Origin of the sequence: Kribbella sp. NBC_00662 (genome assembly GCF_041430295.1) — a bacterium.
Classification (GTDB): Bacteria; Actinomycetota; Actinomycetes; order Propionibacteriales; family Kribbellaceae; genus Kribbella.
Genome location: NZ_CP109029.1, coordinates 3,033,945 through 3,048,439, shown reverse-complemented (window position 1 = coordinate 3,048,439; position 14,495 = coordinate 3,033,945). Strand labels below are relative to the sequence as shown.

The window sequence follows — 14,495 nt, the reverse complement described above, 5'->3', positions numbered from 1 at the left end:
GGCGATGTTATCGCTTAGAGGTGCGCTTGGTCCAGGCCTGCGTGCGGGTCAGGACGTAAGCGGTCGGGGTGGCGCCGTTGTACTTGAGCAGTCGTTGACGGACGACCTTGAGGGCTCGGTGGCGCTGGATCGCGTTCTGCAGAAGGCTTTTGTCCTCGGTCAGCAGGACGACGCGACCGTCACCGGTGAGGACCCGATCGAGCTCACGCAGGACGGCCGGGTACAGCGTGCGGTTGAGCTGATGACTCCCGACCTGCTTACCGAACGGCAGATTCGTCACGACCCGATCCACGCTCTTGTCCTCGTAAGGAAGCGCCTCGGCCTTGGCACGAGCGAGCTCGCGACATCCGTTCGCGGCCGCGAGCCCGAGCGCGTACGGATCGTGATCCGTCCCGATGACGTCGGCGGCCGGCGTACGACGGCGTACCGCTCGGAGGATCGTTCCCGTGCCGCAGAACGGGTCGACGACACGGTCCCCCGGCCGGATCTTCGCCAGCCGGACGAGAACCTCGGCAACGACCGGATTCGTTGACCAAGGCAACCGTTCGACCCGGCCGAACCGACGCATCCACGACAACGACGGGACCTCGACCGCCGGTCTGCCCGGATCACCGACGGCGATCGTGAAGTAGAGCGCGCAGGCAACGAGTTCGTCCCATGGACCGTCGACCGCGCACGCGACGGTCTCGGCGGACAGCTGACGGATCGAACGGACGGACGACATCGCCCGAAGCTCCTCGATGAGGAGATCGGCCGCGCCGTCGATGGTACTGAGGACAAGATGGTCCGTGCAGGAAGGCACGACAAGGCTCCTGAAGGCTCGCGATCGACAGATTCAGTCGAAGCGCGGCGCAGGCACGACCCGGTTGGCGGACTCCGTGCGGAGCTCGCCTCAACCGTCGTGCGTACGCCTTCAGGAACGTCCCATCACCCCGGAGAGTATTGGGTTTCGTCGCCCGCCTTCATCTGATTTTGTTGGCGTCATGCACTTGGAGGAGCGGTCGACGGACGACGCGGAGTTGGCTGCGCTGCTCGAAGCCGCCTTCGCCGAACTGGTAGCACGCAACGGCGCCGAGGGCCGGACGCAGGTCAAGGACGGCGCACGGTACTTCGTCGTCCTCGACGCCGACAAGCACGCCGTCGGATGCGCCGCCCTACAGGTATTCGGTCCGGACACCGCCCATCCGGGCGATGGCGAGCTCAAGCGGATGTACGTCACACCAGCAGCCCGCGGACGCGGCTACGCCCGAGCGCTCCTCAACGCACTGGAACAGACGGCCCGCACAGCCGGCCATCCGACCCTCCGCCTGACCACCAGCGAAAACCAACCCGAAGCCATCTCCCTCTACGAGTCGAGCGGCTACACCCGAATCGCCCCGTGGGGGAAGTACGTCAACGAGCCACTGACCCGCTGCTACGGAAAGGTGCTGTGACTGTGGCGCGCATCTACACGGTCGATCAGCTGCTCGACGTGCTGGACGAGATGGTCGGATCGAGCGGGCGCGGCGATCGGGCTCACGCTTCCGCGGCCGACTATTGGACCGGGTTGTTGACGACGCCCGGACATCCGCTGACCAGCCAACTGCCTGACGAGCCGTTGGTGGACTGGCACGAGCGCGGTCTGCTCGGGGAGCTGTCCGGCGCGCGGGTCCTCGACGTCGGGTGCGGCGCGGGCCGCAACACCCGATGGTTCGCCGAGCAGGGCGCGACGGTCGAGGGTGTCGACCTCGCCGGCGAACTACTCGACAAACTCCGCTCGAGCATGCCGGCGACAGTCACGCTGACGGCCCTCGACGTACTGCGCGATCCGCTGCCGATCGGCCCGTTCGACGTGGTGTACGACTCCGGATGCTTCCACCACATCGCACCACACCGCCGGATCACCTACCTCGACCGCATCCTTCCCCTGGTCCGCGGGCGGTTCGCAGTCGTCACCTTCGCGGCGGAGCGGATGGAGACCCCGAGCGACCTGGACATCGTCACCACCGGCGACACCTACGGCGGCATGTCGTTCTCCCTCGAGGACCTCCGCACGATCTTCGCCGCCCTCACCCCGGTCGAGCTCCGCCCCGTGAACCCCGCCCGCCCCGACACCTTCGCCCCCGACTTCCTGAACACCGCGCTCTTCACCAACCTGTAGCGCCTGGGCTACCGAGCGGCGTCGTCAGTCGGCGTGTGTGCGGACATGAGGCACTGATCAACCGAGCACGGCCGGCTGCGGTGAGGCGTGGTCCGGCGTGCGGCGCTGTCGTTGGGTGGTGGTGTGGCGGGTTGGTCAGTGTCAGCGGTCCGCTCCGGCGCGGTCGCGGGCGTACTCGGTCGACGGCCCTCGTCACCTACCTGACAACCAGGGCCCCGCGCCGACTCGCACTCCGTGTGATCCTGACGGTCGCACCCTCTCCACAACCGGCATCAACGCCTGTCCACACCACCTCGTGGCGGTCGACCGCGCGGCAGCGCCGGACACCGGGCGGGTGAGGCCACAGTAAGGGCGGCCGGGCCGAGCGGTAGCGAGGTGGGAGCCGGCGCGAGTATGACCCCATTTGCTCCGACCCCATTGATGCCCCTATTTCAACGTTGTAAAGTGCGGATGTCCCGCTACCGATCAGCTTTACGGGAGAGTTCATGTCGCAGCCTCGTGCGGAGTATCCGCGTCCGCAGTTCGTTCGTCCCGAGTGGGTGAATCTGAACGGTGACTGGCAGTTCGAGATCGACCGGTCGGACTCCGGGTTGGAGCGTGGGCTGCGGGAGCGGGAGCTGACGCAGCGGATCGTCGTACCGTTCGCGCCGGAGTCCGAGTTGTCCGGGATCGAGGAGGTCGACTTCCTGGAGGCGGTCTGGTACCGCACCACCGTCACGATCCCTGCCGACTGGACCGGTAAGGAGGCGGTGCTGCACTTCCAGGCCGTCGACCACGACGCGACCGTGTGGGTGAACGGCGTCGAGGTCGTCCGGCACCGCGGCGGGTTCACGCCGTTCAGCGCCAACCTCCGCCACGTCGCCGGCCCGGGCGAAGAAGCGACGATCGTCGTCCGCGCGCGCGACAGCCACCGCGGTCCGCAGGCGCGCGGCAAGCAGAGCCAGCTGTACTTCAACCACAGCTGCCTCTACACCCGCACCACCGGCATCTGGCAGACCGTCTGGCTCGAAGCAGTCCCGACGGTGCACCTGAAGCGGCCCCGCATCACGCCGGACGTCGCCGCTTCCGCGTTCCACCTCGAAGTACCGGTCTCCGCGAACAAGCCCGGCTACAAGATCCGCGCGACCCTCAAGGACGCCGACGGCGACGTCGTCACCCAGGAGGTCCGCGCCGATCTCGACCTCGCCCCGCGCCTGACCCTGCAGATCCCGGCCGACCGCGTCCGCCTCTGGGACACCACCGACCCGCACCTGTACGACGTCCGCCTCGAGCTGATCGATGCCGAGGGCAACATCACGGACGCCGCCGACTCGTACGCCGGTCTCCGCTCGGTGAGCATCAACGGCAAGGCGATCCTGATCAACGGCCGGCACGTCTATCAGCGGCTCGTCCTGGACCAGGGCTACTGGCCGGAGAGCCTGATGACGGCGCCGTCCGAGGAGGCGCTGGTTCGCGACATCGAGCTCAGCCTGGCGGCCGGGTTCAACGGCGCACGGCTGCACCAGAAGGTGTTCGAGGAGCGGTTCCTGTACCACGCGGACCGGCTCGGATACCTGGTCTGGGGCGAGTTCGGCGACTGGGGTTCCGGGGTCGGCGACACCGGCAGCGACAACCAGCAGCCGACGGCGTCGTACGTCGCGCAGTGGCTCGAGGCGGTCGAACGCGACTACAGCCACCCGAGCATCGTCGGCTGGTGCCCGCTCAACGAGACGCACCAGCTCCTGCACGACCGGATCACCCAGCTCGACGACGTCACCCGCGCGATGTTCCTTGCGACGAAGGCCGCGGACACCGGCCGCCCTGTGCTGGACGCGTCCGGCTACAGCCACCGTGTGCCGGAGACCGACGTCTGGGACTCGCACAACTACGAGCAGGACCCGGCGAAGTTCGCCGAGCAGATGGCGGACCTGGTCAACGACAAGCCGTACGGCAACACCGGCGGCCCCGAGGGCAAGCCGATCTCGCTCGCGTACGACGGCCAGCCGTACTTCTGTAGTGAATTCGGCGGTATCTGGTGGAACGCCGAGAAGGCTGCCGCCGGGAAGAGCGGGAACTCGGCGGACTCCTGGGGCTACGGTCAGCGCGTCGCGGACGAGGAGGAGTTCTACTCCCGCTTCGCCGGCCTGGTCGACGCACTCCTCGACAACGAGTTGATGTTCGGCTACTGCTACACGCAGCTGACAGACGTGTTCCAGGAAGAGAACGGCATCTACAACTTCGACCGCAGCAACAAGCTCGACGTACCGCGGATCAAGGCCGTGCAGGAGCGCCAGGCGGCTTACGAGAAGGACTGAAGGACAAGCGAGCCGACCGCGACCAGGACCCAGAGGATCGCTCCGAGCAGGAGCGGCCGGGGTCCTGCGTCGCGGAGTTCGCGGGGCCGCATTGATAGTCCGATTGCAACTAATGCGGATGTGATTAGTGTGCTGCCGACTATTGTCAGCGTCGGCAGCCACGAGTCCGGAATGGCGCCTGCACTGCGCAATCCGGCGGCGGCGATGAACCCGATCAGGAACAGCGGGACGAGCTTGCGCCACGGCAGCGGCTTCCGGATCGATGCCGTCGCACCGGCGTACGAGCCCTCGGCAGCGGCGTCGAGCGCCCGAGCCGCGCGGTTCTCGCGCCGGATCTTCAGCGCGACCAGCGTCAGCACGATCGGGATCAGGGTCAGCGACCGGGTCAGCTTCACGACGATCGCCTGATCACCCGCGGCCTGGCTGTACGCGTACCCGGCCGCGACCACGGACGACGTGTCGTTGACCGCCGTACCGGCCCAGAGCCCGAAGGACTCCGAGCTCATCCCGAGCAGGTGACCGAGCGGCGGGAACGTGAGTACGGCGACGATGTTGAAGGTGAAGATCGTCGCCATCGCATAGGCGACCGACGAGCGCCGCGCGCCGATCGCGGCAGTCGCGGCGGCGATCGCAGATCCACCGCAGATCGCCGTACCCACGCCGATCAGGGTCTGGGTATCTCCCCGTACGCCGAGCAGCCGTCCGAAGAACCACGCTCCTCCCAGCGCGAGCGCGAGCGTTCCGAGCATGACCGGCAACGACGAGACGCCGACGCGCGCGACCTGCTGGAGGGACAGACCGGTCCCCAGCACGACGATCGACAGTTGGAGCAGTGTCTTCGAGGCGAAGTCGTACCCCGGACGGCAGGCGTCGCTGCGGAGCGCCGAGATGAAGAGGCCGGCGAGCACGCCGAGCACGATCCCGAACACCGGCCCGCCGACCACGGGCACCAATCGCCCGAGCGGGACCGCGACTGCCGTGAGCACCAGCACCGCGGCCAGACCGGGCACCCGGGACGTCAGCTTGGGCGGAGCAGTCGAGGCGTGCCGTGGCCTAACCTCAAGGTGCACCACTGAGCCGGTCCTTCCCGTGGAAATGTACGCACATTTACGGTAGGAGATGACCGGACATTTAGCAACCCGGAAGGAACGGATGAGCGTGGGCAGGCTGGACCGTGCCGGCGGCGGGCCGCTGTGGAAGCAGTTGCAGGAGGATCTCGTTCGGCGGCTGCGGTCCGGGGAGTTCGACGACGCCTTCCCCGGGGAGCTCGCACTCGTCGACGAGTACGCCGTCAGCCGGCACACCGTTCGCCAGGCGCTCGGTCAGCTACGCACCGACGGACTGATCATCGCCGAGCGAGGCCGCCAGCCGCGGGTCGCGACGGTGCCGGAGATCCGGCAGCCGATGGGCGCGCTCTACAGCCTGTTCTCCTCGGTCGAGGAATCCGGTCTCCCCCAGCGCAGCGCCGTACGCGCACTCGACGTCCGCGCCGACGGCGTGATCGCCGCCCGCCTCAACCTCGACGGATCCACCCCGCTGCTCTACCTCGAGCGCCTCCGGTACGCCGGCGACGAGCCGCTCGCTCTCGACCGCGTCTGGCTCCCGGCGACCTTCGCCGAACCGCTGCTCGACGCCGACTTCACCCACACCAGCCTCTACAACGAGCTGGCCACGCGCACCGGTATCAGCCTGGACCACGGCCGCGAAGACATCCGCGCGGTGAACCCGAGTCCGTCCGAGCGCACCCTCCTGCATTGCCCCGCCGACGCCGCCGTGTTCTCCATCGTCCGCCAAGGCACCGCGCAGAACCGTCCGGTCGAGTGGCGGCACACACTCGTCCGCGGCGACCGGTTCGCTCTGTCCGCCGAGTTCTCGGCCAACGCCGGCTACCGCCTGACGCCAAGCACCACGGCGCTCTCTCAGGCCTGGTGAAACGGGTCGTCCGCAGGCAACCACGACGCGGCCGGGTCGAAGTCGACCTTCACATCCCGCGTCAGCGCATCGACAGCCGCACGTACGGCGGGACGCGCTTCGTCCTGCCGCGACACCAGCGCCCACGTCCAGACCGGGACCGGATCGACCACCGGCCTACGCACGAAGCCGCGCGGCAGCGGCGTCGCATCCCGTTTCGGCGAGCTGACGACGGGCCGGCCCAACCGCCGTACATGATCGAAGAACCCCGGGCCGGTGATCCCGTGGTCCTCGATCCGCTCGACCGCGGCGCCGGTCGCACGAGCGAACTCGACCGCGTAGATGTTCCACGAAGCCCACGCTTCGGTGTCCGCATCAACCAGCACGACCGTGTCCCGCGCCCGAACCGGCGACTCGTCACCGACTGACACCGCGAACAACCGGTCCGCCCCCAGCAGCCGGCCGGACAGCTCCTGCTCGGCCAGGTCCGTCGCGCGCACCCAGCAGATGGCCAGGTCGATACTGCCGTCCGCAACCCGCGCGGCCTGCGTGTGCGACGGCATCACCCACGCGTCGACCAGCAACTGCGCGACCCCCGACACCCGCTCGGCCAAGTCCGAAGGCCGCCAGCTGACGTACCCCAACCGCACCGGCTCGTTCGCCGCGAACCCTCGCGCCGTACGCCGCAACGCGTCCGCCTGCTCGAGCAACGCCCGCGTCTGCGGCAGCAAGGTCTCGCCGTGCGCGGTCAACGTCACGGTACGGCGGTCACGCTCGAACAACCGCACGCCGAGGTCGCGCTCGAGCGACTTGATCTGCTGCGACAACGACGGGCCGGCGATGTGCAACCGGGCCGCGGCCCGCCCGAAGTTCAGCTCCTCGGCGACCGCCACGAAGTACCGCAACTGCCGCAGCTCCACCTGCCACAGCGTAGTAGGCCGAGCCTCCCAGCTGGGAGCAAAGCGGTCGTGGAAAAGCTCGCATGGTTCGACAACCATCGAACTACAACCACTTCCGATGAGGAGAACCATGAACCACCAGAAAGTCGCCGTGATCACCGGAGCGTCCCAGGGCATCGGGGCGGGCCTGGTCACGGCGTACCGCAAGCTCGGCTATGCCGTCGTCGCGAACTCGCGCACGATCACGCGCTCCGACGACCCGCTCGTCCTGGCGGTCCCCGGCGACATCGCTGAGCCGGGCACGGGCGCGCGAGTGATCGAGCAGGGCCTCGACACCTTCGGCCGGATCGACACGCTCATCAACAACGCGGGCATCTTCGTCGCCAAGCCGTTCACGGAGTACACCGACGAGGACTACGACACGATCAGCGGGATCAACCTGCGTGGCTTCTTCGACACCACGCGGCGCGCGATCACCGCGATGCTCCAGAACGAGGACGGCGGGCACGTCGTCAACATCACCACGAGCTTCGCGGAGCACGCCTTCAGCACCGTCCCGTCCGCCCTGGCCGCACTCACCAAGGGCGGCCTGAACTCGGTCACGAAGTCCCTCGCGACCGAGTACGCCGCGCGCGGGATCCGTTTCAACGCGGTCGCGCCAGGGGTCATCCGTACTCCGATGCACCCGGAGGAGACGCATCAGTTCTTGGCAGCGCTACACCCGGTCGGCCGCCTCGGCGAGATCGACGAGATCGTCGACGCGATCACCTACCTGGAAGGTGCGAAGTTCGTCACCGGCGAGGTCCTCCACGTAGACGGCGGCCAGCAGGCCGGCCACTGACACAGCCATGACGACAAAGACGTTGGGCGTCGAGAAGTCGCCTGTTGGGGCGGTCAGTGGTGGTGCGGCGTGGCGGTTGGCTGGGCAGGGTGCGGCGGCGTTGGCCGGTGGGATGGGGATCGGCCGGTTCGCGTACACGCCGATCCTGCCGATGATGCACGCGCAGGCCGGCCTGTCACCGCGCCTCGGCGCAGCGCTCGCGACGGCCAACTACACCGGCTACCTGGCCGGCGCGCTGGCCGCGATCGCCGTACCGCGCCTGCTCCACTCCCGCTGGGCACTCCGGCTGTCGCTGCTCATCCTCACCGCGACCCTCGCGCTCATGCCGCTCGACCGGAGCGGTCCGCTCTGGCTCAGCCTGCGATTGATCGCGGGGATCGCGAGCGCGCTGGTGTTCGTGATCGCGGTCAGCGCCGTACTCCCCCGACTGCACAGCCACCACGTGGGCTGGACCTTCGGCGGAGTCGGGGCGGGCATCGCGCTCTCCGGCGCAGTACTTGCCGGCGGCAACTGGCGTACGGCGTGGTGGATCACCGCCGTGCTGACGATCGCGTGCACCGTCCCCGCCTGGCACCTGACCGGATCACCCACGCCACGCACAGCCGCGGGCAAGACCAGATCACGACACTTCAACGCCCTCCTCGCCAGCTACACCTTGGAAGGCATCGGCTACATCATCGCGGGGACATTCCTCGTTGCCGCGATCAACGAAACCGCAACCGGCGCCGTCGGCAACGGCGCCTGGATCATCGTCGGCCTGGCCGCGCTGCCGTCGACCGCGATCTGGGCCTGGTTGAGCCGATCGTGGTCGCGATCGACGCTCCTCCTGGTCGCGCTGGTCCTCCAGGCAGTCGGCATCGCGCTACCGACGTTCATCCACGGGATCGCTGCCGCGTTGATCTCCGCCGCGCTCTTCGGGGCGACCTTCCTCGGTGTGGCCAATCTCGCGATCGCGCTCGGCGCCGAACTCGACGTACCGCACGCGGTCGCCGTCCTCACCACCGGCTACAGCCTCGGCCAGATCATCGGGCCGCTGGCCGTCGGACCCTTGCTCCACAACGGATACCACCAGGCGCTCCTGGTCAGCGCCGGCGTCGTGGCTCTCGCCGCGACCGCCGCGCTCCTGGTCCGCCACCAACCGAAGGAACTCACATGAACGACATCCTGGACGACGTACTCACCCAGTGGAAGTCAGCCATCGACGACCACGACCCGCAACGAGCCGCGGCCCTCTTCACCGAGGACGCGATCTTCCAAGGCCTGCATCCGTACGGCGTCGGTCGTGACGCCGTCGCGGAGTACTACGAATCCCAGCCCATCGGCCTGTCTCCGCAGTACAAACTGCTGGAGACCCGCCGGCTCGCCGACGACACCGTGCTCGCCTACCTGGCCGTCGACTTCTCCTTCATCGATCGCCCGACGCTCCCGGTCAACCTGAGCGTCATCGTCCGCCGGACGTCAGACGGCTGGCTGATCTCGCACTACCAGGTCTCGCGGTTGTAGATACTGAGGGGATGACGGTCAAGGAACTGCGGTTGGTGGTCACGGCGGACGACTACGAGGAGGCGGTCGCGTTCTACCGCGACGTACTCGGGCTGCCCGAGCGGGCGTCGTACTCCTCGGACGACGGACGGGTGACGATCCTCGAGGTCGAGCGGGCCACGCTCGAGATCGCGGATCCGGGGCAGGCGGACTTCATCGACGCGGTCGAGGTCGGTCGGCGGGTGGCCGGGAAGTACCGGGTCGCGTTCGAGGTGGAGGACTCGGCGGCGACGACGCGGAAGTTGGCCGACGCCGGCGCGACGGTGATCGCGGAGCCGACGCGTACGCCGTGGAACTCGCTCAACGCCCGACTCGAAACGCCTGGCGGCATCCAGCTGACGCTCTTCACCGAGCTTGACCTGAAGTAGGCTTGAAGTGTTGGGGTAGGGATCATGTGGAACATCGAAAGCCTTGACCTGGACGCCTACCTCGCCCGGATCGGGCACGCGCGGGTGGCGCCGTCCGCGGATGCGTTGCGGAGTCTGCATCGGGCGCACGTGCTGGCGATCCCGTTCGAGAACCTCGACGTCGTCCTCGGGACGCATCCCGGGATCTCACTGGAGGCCATCCAGGCGAAGCTGGTCGGTCGGCAGCGAGGTGGGTACTGCTACGAGCACGCGTTGCTGTTCGGGGCGGCGCTCGAGCAGCTCGGGTTCGACGTCGTACGGCGGGTTGCTCGGGTGCAGCCGCACAAGGCGGGGCCGCGTACGCACGCTTTGTTGAAGGTGGGGGTTGGTGGGGAGTGGTTCCTGGCCGATGTCGGTTTCGGGGCTGGTCAGCTTTATCCGACTCCGTTGAAGGACGGCGCCCTGGTGGACCAGGCCGGGTGGGATCACCGGCTCACGCTCGACGGCGACGTCTGGACGCTCTCGAAGAAGACAGCTGATGATTGGGAACCACAACACGCATCGAACGACGAGCCCGTGCGCCCGATCGACTACGAGGTCTACCACCACTACGTCTCCACCCACGCGAACTCACCTTTCACCGGTCGTCCGGTGGTGATGCGCGTGGCGGACGGCGTCGTACGCCGCTTGGTAGGCGACAAACTCGTCGTCGAGTACGCCGACGGCCACACGACGGAGCGCACCGTCCCAGCACACGACCTCCCCGAAGTACTCAAATCCCTCGACGTCCACCTAAGCGACGAAGAACTCGACCGCCTCCGCCTGATGTAGTCACCCCTCGCACGTTGCTACATCCACTTCCTGGGGGTTTCAGTCCGGAAGGACTCGCCCAGTTCGTCTGCCAGGCCGAAGTAGTGGCGGAAGTTGTAGATGAGGGGGGACCAAGTGCCGGGGTCGACGTGTGAAGTGCCGGGGACCACGATCGCCTCCTCGGCGTGGACTCGTAGGACCTCGGCCTGGGCGATCAAGAAGTTGCCCTTGGCATCTAGCTCGGCGTGGGTGACGGTTGCCTCGAACTGGATCGGGCACTCGAGCACGCGAGGTGGAGCAACCAACTCCGAGGCGGTCGGCGTCAGCCCGGCAGCCGCGAACTTCTCACGCTCGAAGCGGAACCGGGGCTGCTTGTGCTCAGGCACGGGGTTGCGTCCGGTCAGGCCGGCCAGACGCTCAACCGCCTCCCACTGTGAAGGCGACGGGAAGTTGATGACCACGTCGGGGCGCGAGCGGAGGTTGATCGCGGTCTGACCGGTCACGCCGACGCCGAGGACCACGACATCGCCCAGCGCCCACGCCGACGACATCGGCGCCAGGTTCACGGTCCCGTCCTCGTTCACCGTACTGAGCAGCGCGACCGGGGTTCCGACGTACAGGATCGAAGGTTCGATGGTCAGATGAGTCATGTGAAGCGACAGTAGGCACGCGACGATTCGGCGTTCGCCTAACTGTCGAGCAGGCATGATGGCGGGTATGAGTGCCGAAGGTGAGGAGCTGGCCGGCTGGGCGCGGATGCTCGCCGACGGGACGCGCGCGACGGTCTGTCTGGCGTTGCTCGACGGCCGGGCGTGGACCGCGACCGAGCTCGCGAAGCTGGCCAAGGTGTCGCGCCCGACGATCAGCGAGCATCTCAACCTGCTCGTCGGCGGCGGCCTGCTGACCGAAGTACGGCAGGGCCGCCACCGCTACGTGAAGCTCGCCGGACCGGACACCGCCGAATTGATCGAAGGACTCGCCGCGCTGGCACCCCGCCGTACCGAGGTCGCGAACAGCCTGTCGGCGGTCAGCAAACGAGACGCGTTCGCCAGAGCCAGGACGTGCTACGACCACCTGGCAGGCAAACTCGGCGTCGCGCTGGCCGACGCGATGACAGAGCGTGGTCTCATCGACTGGTCCGACGGGATCGCGTTGACGCCGGAAGGCCAAGCCTGGTTGGAGAATCTCGGCGTGCAGGTCGAGGTACGCCGCGGCCGGCCGCCGCTCAGATCCTGCCTGGACGTCACCGAACGACGGCCGCATCTGGCCGGCGCGGTCGGCGCCGCGCTGTGTTCGCACGCGCTTCAGCAGGGTTGGGTAAGTCACATTCCTGGCGGGCGCGCCCTGAAGGTGAACGGCGCCGTACAAGCGTTTGGACTCTCGTCCGGAGTCTGAGAAGTGTATGAGGGAACACGCTTTCAGGAAGCGCTCAGCGCGGATAGCACTTAACCTTCGGCCATGACTGAGTTCGAGCCCGGCACCGAGCTGGTGTCCCGTCTCCCTCTGCCCAGCCATGTGGTCGTCCGTGTCGACGGTCAGTGGCGTCGCGGCTGGCTGATCGGCCGCGACCATGAGGAGTCGGGATGGACCGCCCTGGTGCAGTACGAGGGCGACGACGGTAGCGAGCGGACGGAACGCCTACCGGCGGACCGGATCGCCTTACCGGCGTCGGACGGCACGGAGAGAGCGTCCTAGGGAGGGACCGCACAGACACGAAGGCCCCCGGGTGAGCATCACCGGGGGCCTTTGTGCGCATAACGCCGCCGTGGCGCCTCAGACGAACGAGAGGAACCCGCCCCAGGCCCTTCGGGCGGTTGACCTGGGACGGGAACCTCAGTGGCGTTACACAGGGTGTATCGCTGATAACGGGGCGAGTGTTACAGGTTCCACCGAAGTTTCTTCCAACCGGGTCGCGTACGGCGTGGACAGGCCGCGACCCCGGTGCACGTCCCTGAACACCGGGGTCTGGATCGGCGGCCTCTCGAGCGACAACCGTTCGTGACCTTCAGGTGCCCCAACAGCCCGTGATCATTCGTATCCGGATGTTTACTCAGAAGTGCACGGCGAGCAGGACCCGGCCGGTCTCAGAACTCCGGATGTCCAGCGCCTTGATCTCGTTGCGCTGCAGCTTCGTCGTGGCGGCCGGTTTCACCGTCGTACCGGGCGACGACGTCCAGCTCGCGATCAGCGACGCCTTGCCGGAAGCGTCTGTGACGTACAGCTCATATCCGCGGGCGCGTTCGCTCGGCGTCGCGAGTTCGTCGTACCGGCAGCTGATCTCGATCGTCGTACCCCAACGCTCCGGAACCAGCCGGGCATCCGCGGACAGCTTGCTGCTCACCGTCTGCGCGAGTACGACGTAGTCGCCTTGCGGCTCGTCATCGGTCAGCGGGATCGCGATGACCGCGCCGATCGCGGCGGCCGTGACGCCGACCCCGGCGATCAACGCTCCGAGCCGGATGCGTTGCTTGCGCCGATCACGCTGGACCTTGCGGACCAGATCGGGCAACAAGTTCGGCGGCTCGGCCGTGATGGTGGCCAGGGCCCGTTCGGCCGGGAGAGCGGCGAGTACGCCGGGCACGCCGGCCAGCGATGCAACCTCGGCCGAGCATTCGGCACAGGTACGCAGGTGCTCCTCGTACGCGCGGCGGTCCTTCGCCGACAACGCCCCGAGCAGGTACGCCGAGTCCCACTCCCGGTACGGGTCGCTCACTGACTTGTCACCCCCTTCTCCTGCAGCGCGAGCTTCAGCGCCCGCAGCCCGTAGTGCAGCCGCGACTTCACCGTGCCCGACGGGATGTCCAGCTCCTCGGCGATATCGGTGACGGTACGGCGGCCGTAGTACGCCCGAACGATTACTTGCCGATGCTCTTCAGACAACTGTGCCAGGGATTCGGCCACCAGCCACGCGTCGAGTACGGCGTTCGCGTGGTCGGCGCTCGGGTTCTCCGGGAGGTCGTCGCTGGCCACCTCCCGGCTGACCCGGGCACTGCGCCGGTCGTCGATGACGAGGTTGCGCGCCACCGTGAACAGCCACGCCCGGGCTCCCGCCTCGTCCTCGGACAGGATGTTCGGCCGGCGCCACGCTCTGAGCAGGGTCTCCTGTACGACGTCCTCGGCCAGCCGATCGTCACCGGTCAGCCGGACGACGAACCGCCACAGCGCGGGAGCGTGCACGTCGTGCAGCTCACGCAGCAGCGCCGCCCGGTCGTCGGCCATCGGCGCTCCTGCTCTGTGGGACAAAGGGTCGGACATCGCTCAGTCGGCTGGGGTTGCTCGCTGTGGCGCCGTTCGGGCTGCCCGCTCGACCGACCAGGCGCCGTTGCCCAGGAACGCGATCAGCAGGAAGGCGAAGCAGAACAGCGCCGCCTTCTCGCCACCATTCTGCACAGGAAGCAAAGCACCTGTCTGGTGGACAGTGAAATACGCGAAGGCCATCGAGCCCGAGCAGAGCAGCGCGGCGTACCGGGTGCCGAGCCCGATCATCACCAGTGCGCCGCCGACCGCCTGGATCAACGCCGCCCACCAGGACGGCCAGACCAGCGCTGCGACCTTTTCCGTCCCGAGTACGCCGAACAGCGCGGCCGCGCCGTGGGTGGCGAACAGGAACCCGACGACGATCCGGAAGACGCCGATCACTTCGTTCTGAAAACGCTCAAGCACCTGCACAGGGCCTCACTCCTCGCAGTGGGGGCGGTCCCTGATTCGAAC

General features: G+C 67.8%; 18 protein-coding genes. 11 read left to right on the top strand and 7 right to left on the bottom strand.

Annotated elements, in window-relative coordinates; all coding sequences use genetic code 11:
- Positions 1 to 7: 7 nt before the first annotated feature.
- A complete protein-coding gene (locus tag OHA10_RS15435; protein WP_371406891.1) occupies positions 8 to 802 on the bottom strand; it encodes a TRM11 family methyltransferase in 795 nt (264 codons plus the stop codon).
- Between the two features lie 181 nt (positions 803 to 983).
- Here OHA10_RS15435 and OHA10_RS15430 point away from each other — a divergent pair, with 181 nt between their 5' ends.
- The 3 genes from OHA10_RS15430 to OHA10_RS15420 all read left to right on the top strand — a co-directional run bounded on the left by OHA10_RS15430 (position 984) and on the right by OHA10_RS15420 (position 4,434).
- Positions 984 to 1,433 (top strand): GNAT family N-acetyltransferase, encoded by a 450-nt coding sequence (locus OHA10_RS15430; RefSeq protein ID WP_371406890.1) that lies wholly within the window; start codon positions 984 to 986, stop codon positions 1,431 to 1,433.
- Entirely contained in the window at positions 1,430 to 2,140 is a 711-nt protein-coding gene (locus tag OHA10_RS15425) for a class I SAM-dependent methyltransferase (RefSeq protein WP_371406889.1), read from the top strand. The genes OHA10_RS15430 and OHA10_RS15425 overlap by 4 nt, the downstream gene beginning before the upstream one ends.
- Before the next feature lie 485 nt (positions 2,141 to 2,625).
- A complete protein-coding gene (locus OHA10_RS15420) occupies positions 2,626 to 4,434 on the top strand; it encodes a glycoside hydrolase family 2 protein (protein WP_371406888.1) in 1,809 nt (602 codons plus the stop codon).
- Here the strand turns inward: OHA10_RS15420 and OHA10_RS15415 are convergent.
- Positions 4,419 to 5,504, bottom strand: coding sequence for a YeiH family protein (locus tag OHA10_RS15415; RefSeq protein WP_371406887.1), 1,086 nt, complete (start codon positions 5,502 to 5,504; stop codon positions 4,419 to 4,421). The two genes, OHA10_RS15420 and OHA10_RS15415, sit on opposite strands and share 16 nt — an antisense overlap.
- An 82-nt stretch (positions 5,505 to 5,586) precedes the next feature.
- Here OHA10_RS15415 and OHA10_RS15410 point away from each other — a divergent pair, with 82 nt between their 5' ends.
- Positions 5,587 to 6,366, top strand: coding sequence for a GntR family transcriptional regulator (locus OHA10_RS15410; protein WP_371406886.1), 780 nt, complete (start codon positions 5,587 to 5,589; stop codon positions 6,364 to 6,366).
- On the opposite strand, the gene OHA10_RS15405 is transcribed toward OHA10_RS15410, so the two are convergent.
- Positions 6,354 to 7,265: a LysR family transcriptional regulator gene (locus OHA10_RS15405; RefSeq protein ID WP_371406885.1), complete on the bottom strand. Its 912-nt coding sequence runs from the start codon at positions 7,263 to 7,265 to the stop codon at positions 6,354 to 6,356. The genes OHA10_RS15410 and OHA10_RS15405 overlap by 13 nt on opposite strands.
- A 109-nt stretch (positions 7,266 to 7,374) precedes the next feature.
- On the opposite strand from OHA10_RS15405, the gene OHA10_RS15400 reads away from it, so the two are divergent.
- The 5 genes from OHA10_RS15400 to OHA10_RS15380 are packed head-to-tail and all read left to right on the top strand — an operon-like array spanning position 7,375 to position 10,805.
- Entirely contained in the window at positions 7,375 to 8,085 is a 711-nt protein-coding gene (locus OHA10_RS15400; RefSeq protein ID WP_371406884.1) for an SDR family NAD(P)-dependent oxidoreductase, read from the top strand.
- Positions 8,086 to 8,092: 7 nt separating this feature from the next.
- Positions 8,093 to 9,241 carry a YbfB/YjiJ family MFS transporter gene (locus tag OHA10_RS15395; RefSeq protein ID WP_371406883.1) on the top strand — a complete coding sequence of 383 codons (1,149 nt, stop codon included), beginning with the start codon at positions 8,093 to 8,095 and terminating at the stop codon, positions 9,239 to 9,241.
- Positions 9,238 to 9,588 (top strand): SgcJ/EcaC family oxidoreductase, encoded by a 351-nt coding sequence (locus tag OHA10_RS15390; RefSeq protein WP_371406882.1) that lies wholly within the window; start codon positions 9,238 to 9,240, stop codon positions 9,586 to 9,588. The genes OHA10_RS15395 and OHA10_RS15390 overlap by 4 nt, the downstream gene beginning before the upstream one ends.
- Before the next feature lie 11 nt (positions 9,589 to 9,599).
- Positions 9,600 to 9,995 carry a VOC family protein gene (locus tag OHA10_RS15385; protein ID WP_371406881.1) on the top strand — a complete coding sequence of 132 codons (396 nt, stop codon included), beginning with the start codon at positions 9,600 to 9,602 and terminating at the stop codon, positions 9,993 to 9,995.
- Between the two features lie 24 nt (positions 9,996 to 10,019).
- Complete coding sequence (locus OHA10_RS15380) at positions 10,020 to 10,805, top strand: arylamine N-acetyltransferase (protein ID WP_371406880.1); 786 nt, start codon at positions 10,020 to 10,022, stop codon at positions 10,803 to 10,805.
- A 17-nt stretch (positions 10,806 to 10,822) separates the two neighbouring features.
- Here OHA10_RS15380 and OHA10_RS15375 read toward each other — a convergent pair whose 3' ends face one another.
- Positions 10,823 to 11,434 (bottom strand): flavin reductase family protein, encoded by a 612-nt coding sequence (locus OHA10_RS15375; protein ID WP_371406879.1) that lies wholly within the window; start codon positions 11,432 to 11,434, stop codon positions 10,823 to 10,825.
- A 67-nt stretch (positions 11,435 to 11,501) separates the two neighbouring features.
- Here OHA10_RS15375 and OHA10_RS15370 point away from each other — a divergent pair, with 67 nt between their 5' ends.
- Together OHA10_RS15370 and OHA10_RS15365 are read left to right on the top strand one after the other, a co-directional pair.
- Entirely contained in the window at positions 11,502 to 12,179 is a 678-nt protein-coding gene (locus OHA10_RS15370; protein WP_371406878.1) for an ArsR/SmtB family transcription factor, read from the top strand.
- A 63-nt stretch (positions 12,180 to 12,242) separates the two neighbouring features.
- Positions 12,243 to 12,479 (top strand): hypothetical protein, encoded by a 237-nt coding sequence (locus OHA10_RS15365; protein ID WP_371406877.1) that lies wholly within the window; start codon positions 12,243 to 12,245, stop codon positions 12,477 to 12,479.
- 355 nt (positions 12,480 to 12,834) lie between these two features.
- Here the strand turns inward: OHA10_RS15365 and OHA10_RS15360 are convergent, their stop codons facing one another.
- Genes OHA10_RS15360 through OHA10_RS15350 form a run of 3 tightly spaced genes read right to left on the bottom strand, consistent with a single transcriptional unit; the run spans position 12,835 to position 14,453 of the window.
- Positions 12,835 to 13,497: an anti-sigma factor gene (locus OHA10_RS15360; RefSeq protein ID WP_371406876.1), complete on the bottom strand. Its 663-nt coding sequence runs from the start codon at positions 13,495 to 13,497 to the stop codon at positions 12,835 to 12,837.
- Complete coding sequence (locus OHA10_RS15355) at positions 13,494 to 14,003, bottom strand: sigma-70 family RNA polymerase sigma factor (RefSeq protein ID WP_371406875.1); 510 nt, start codon at positions 14,001 to 14,003, stop codon at positions 13,494 to 13,496. The genes OHA10_RS15360 and OHA10_RS15355 overlap by 4 nt, the downstream gene beginning before the upstream one ends.
- Positions 14,004 to 14,042: 39 nt before the next feature.
- The gene (locus tag OHA10_RS15350) at positions 14,043 to 14,453 is read right to left on the bottom strand and encodes a DoxX family protein (protein WP_371406874.1); all 411 of its coding nucleotides are present in this window, start codon (positions 14,451 to 14,453) and stop codon (positions 14,043 to 14,045) included.
- Positions 14,454 to 14,495 lie beyond the last annotated feature (42 nt).

Bases quoted from the DNA above. Each gene is read 5' to 3' on its own strand.
- OHA10_RS15430 (WP_371406890.1), top strand. From the start codon at position 984: ATGCACTTGGAGGAGCGGTCGACGGACGACGCGGAGTTGGCTGCGCTG.
- OHA10_RS15420 (WP_371406888.1), top strand. From the start codon at position 2,626: ATGTCGCAGCCTCGTGCGGAGTATCCGCGTCCGCAGTTCGTTCGTCCC.
- OHA10_RS15410 (WP_371406886.1), top strand. From the start codon at position 5,587: ATGAGCGTGGGCAGGCTGGACCGTGCCGGCGGCGGGCCGCTGTGGAAG.
- OHA10_RS15400 (WP_371406884.1), top strand. From the start codon at position 7,375: ATGAACCACCAGAAAGTCGCCGTGATCACCGGAGCGTCCCAGGGCATC.
- OHA10_RS15395 (WP_371406883.1), top strand. From the start codon at position 8,093: ATGACGACAAAGACGTTGGGCGTCGAGAAGTCGCCTGTTGGGGCGGTC.
- OHA10_RS15390 (WP_371406882.1), top strand. From the start codon at position 9,238: ATGAACGACATCCTGGACGACGTACTCACCCAGTGGAAGTCAGCCATC.
- OHA10_RS15385 (WP_371406881.1), top strand. From the start codon at position 9,600: ATGACGGTCAAGGAACTGCGGTTGGTGGTCACGGCGGACGACTACGAG.
- OHA10_RS15380 (WP_371406880.1), top strand. From the start codon at position 10,020: ATGTGGAACATCGAAAGCCTTGACCTGGACGCCTACCTCGCCCGGATC.
- OHA10_RS15375 (WP_371406879.1), bottom strand. From the start codon at position 11,434: ATGACTCATCTGACCATCGAACCTTCGATCCTGTACGTCGGAACCCCG.
- OHA10_RS15370 (WP_371406878.1), top strand. From the start codon at position 11,502: ATGAGTGCCGAAGGTGAGGAGCTGGCCGGCTGGGCGCGGATGCTCGCC.
- OHA10_RS15365 (WP_371406877.1), top strand. From the start codon at position 12,243: ATGACTGAGTTCGAGCCCGGCACCGAGCTGGTGTCCCGTCTCCCTCTG.
- OHA10_RS15355 (WP_371406875.1), bottom strand. From the start codon at position 14,003: ATGGCCGACGACCGGGCGGCGCTGCTGCGTGAGCTGCACGACGTGCAC.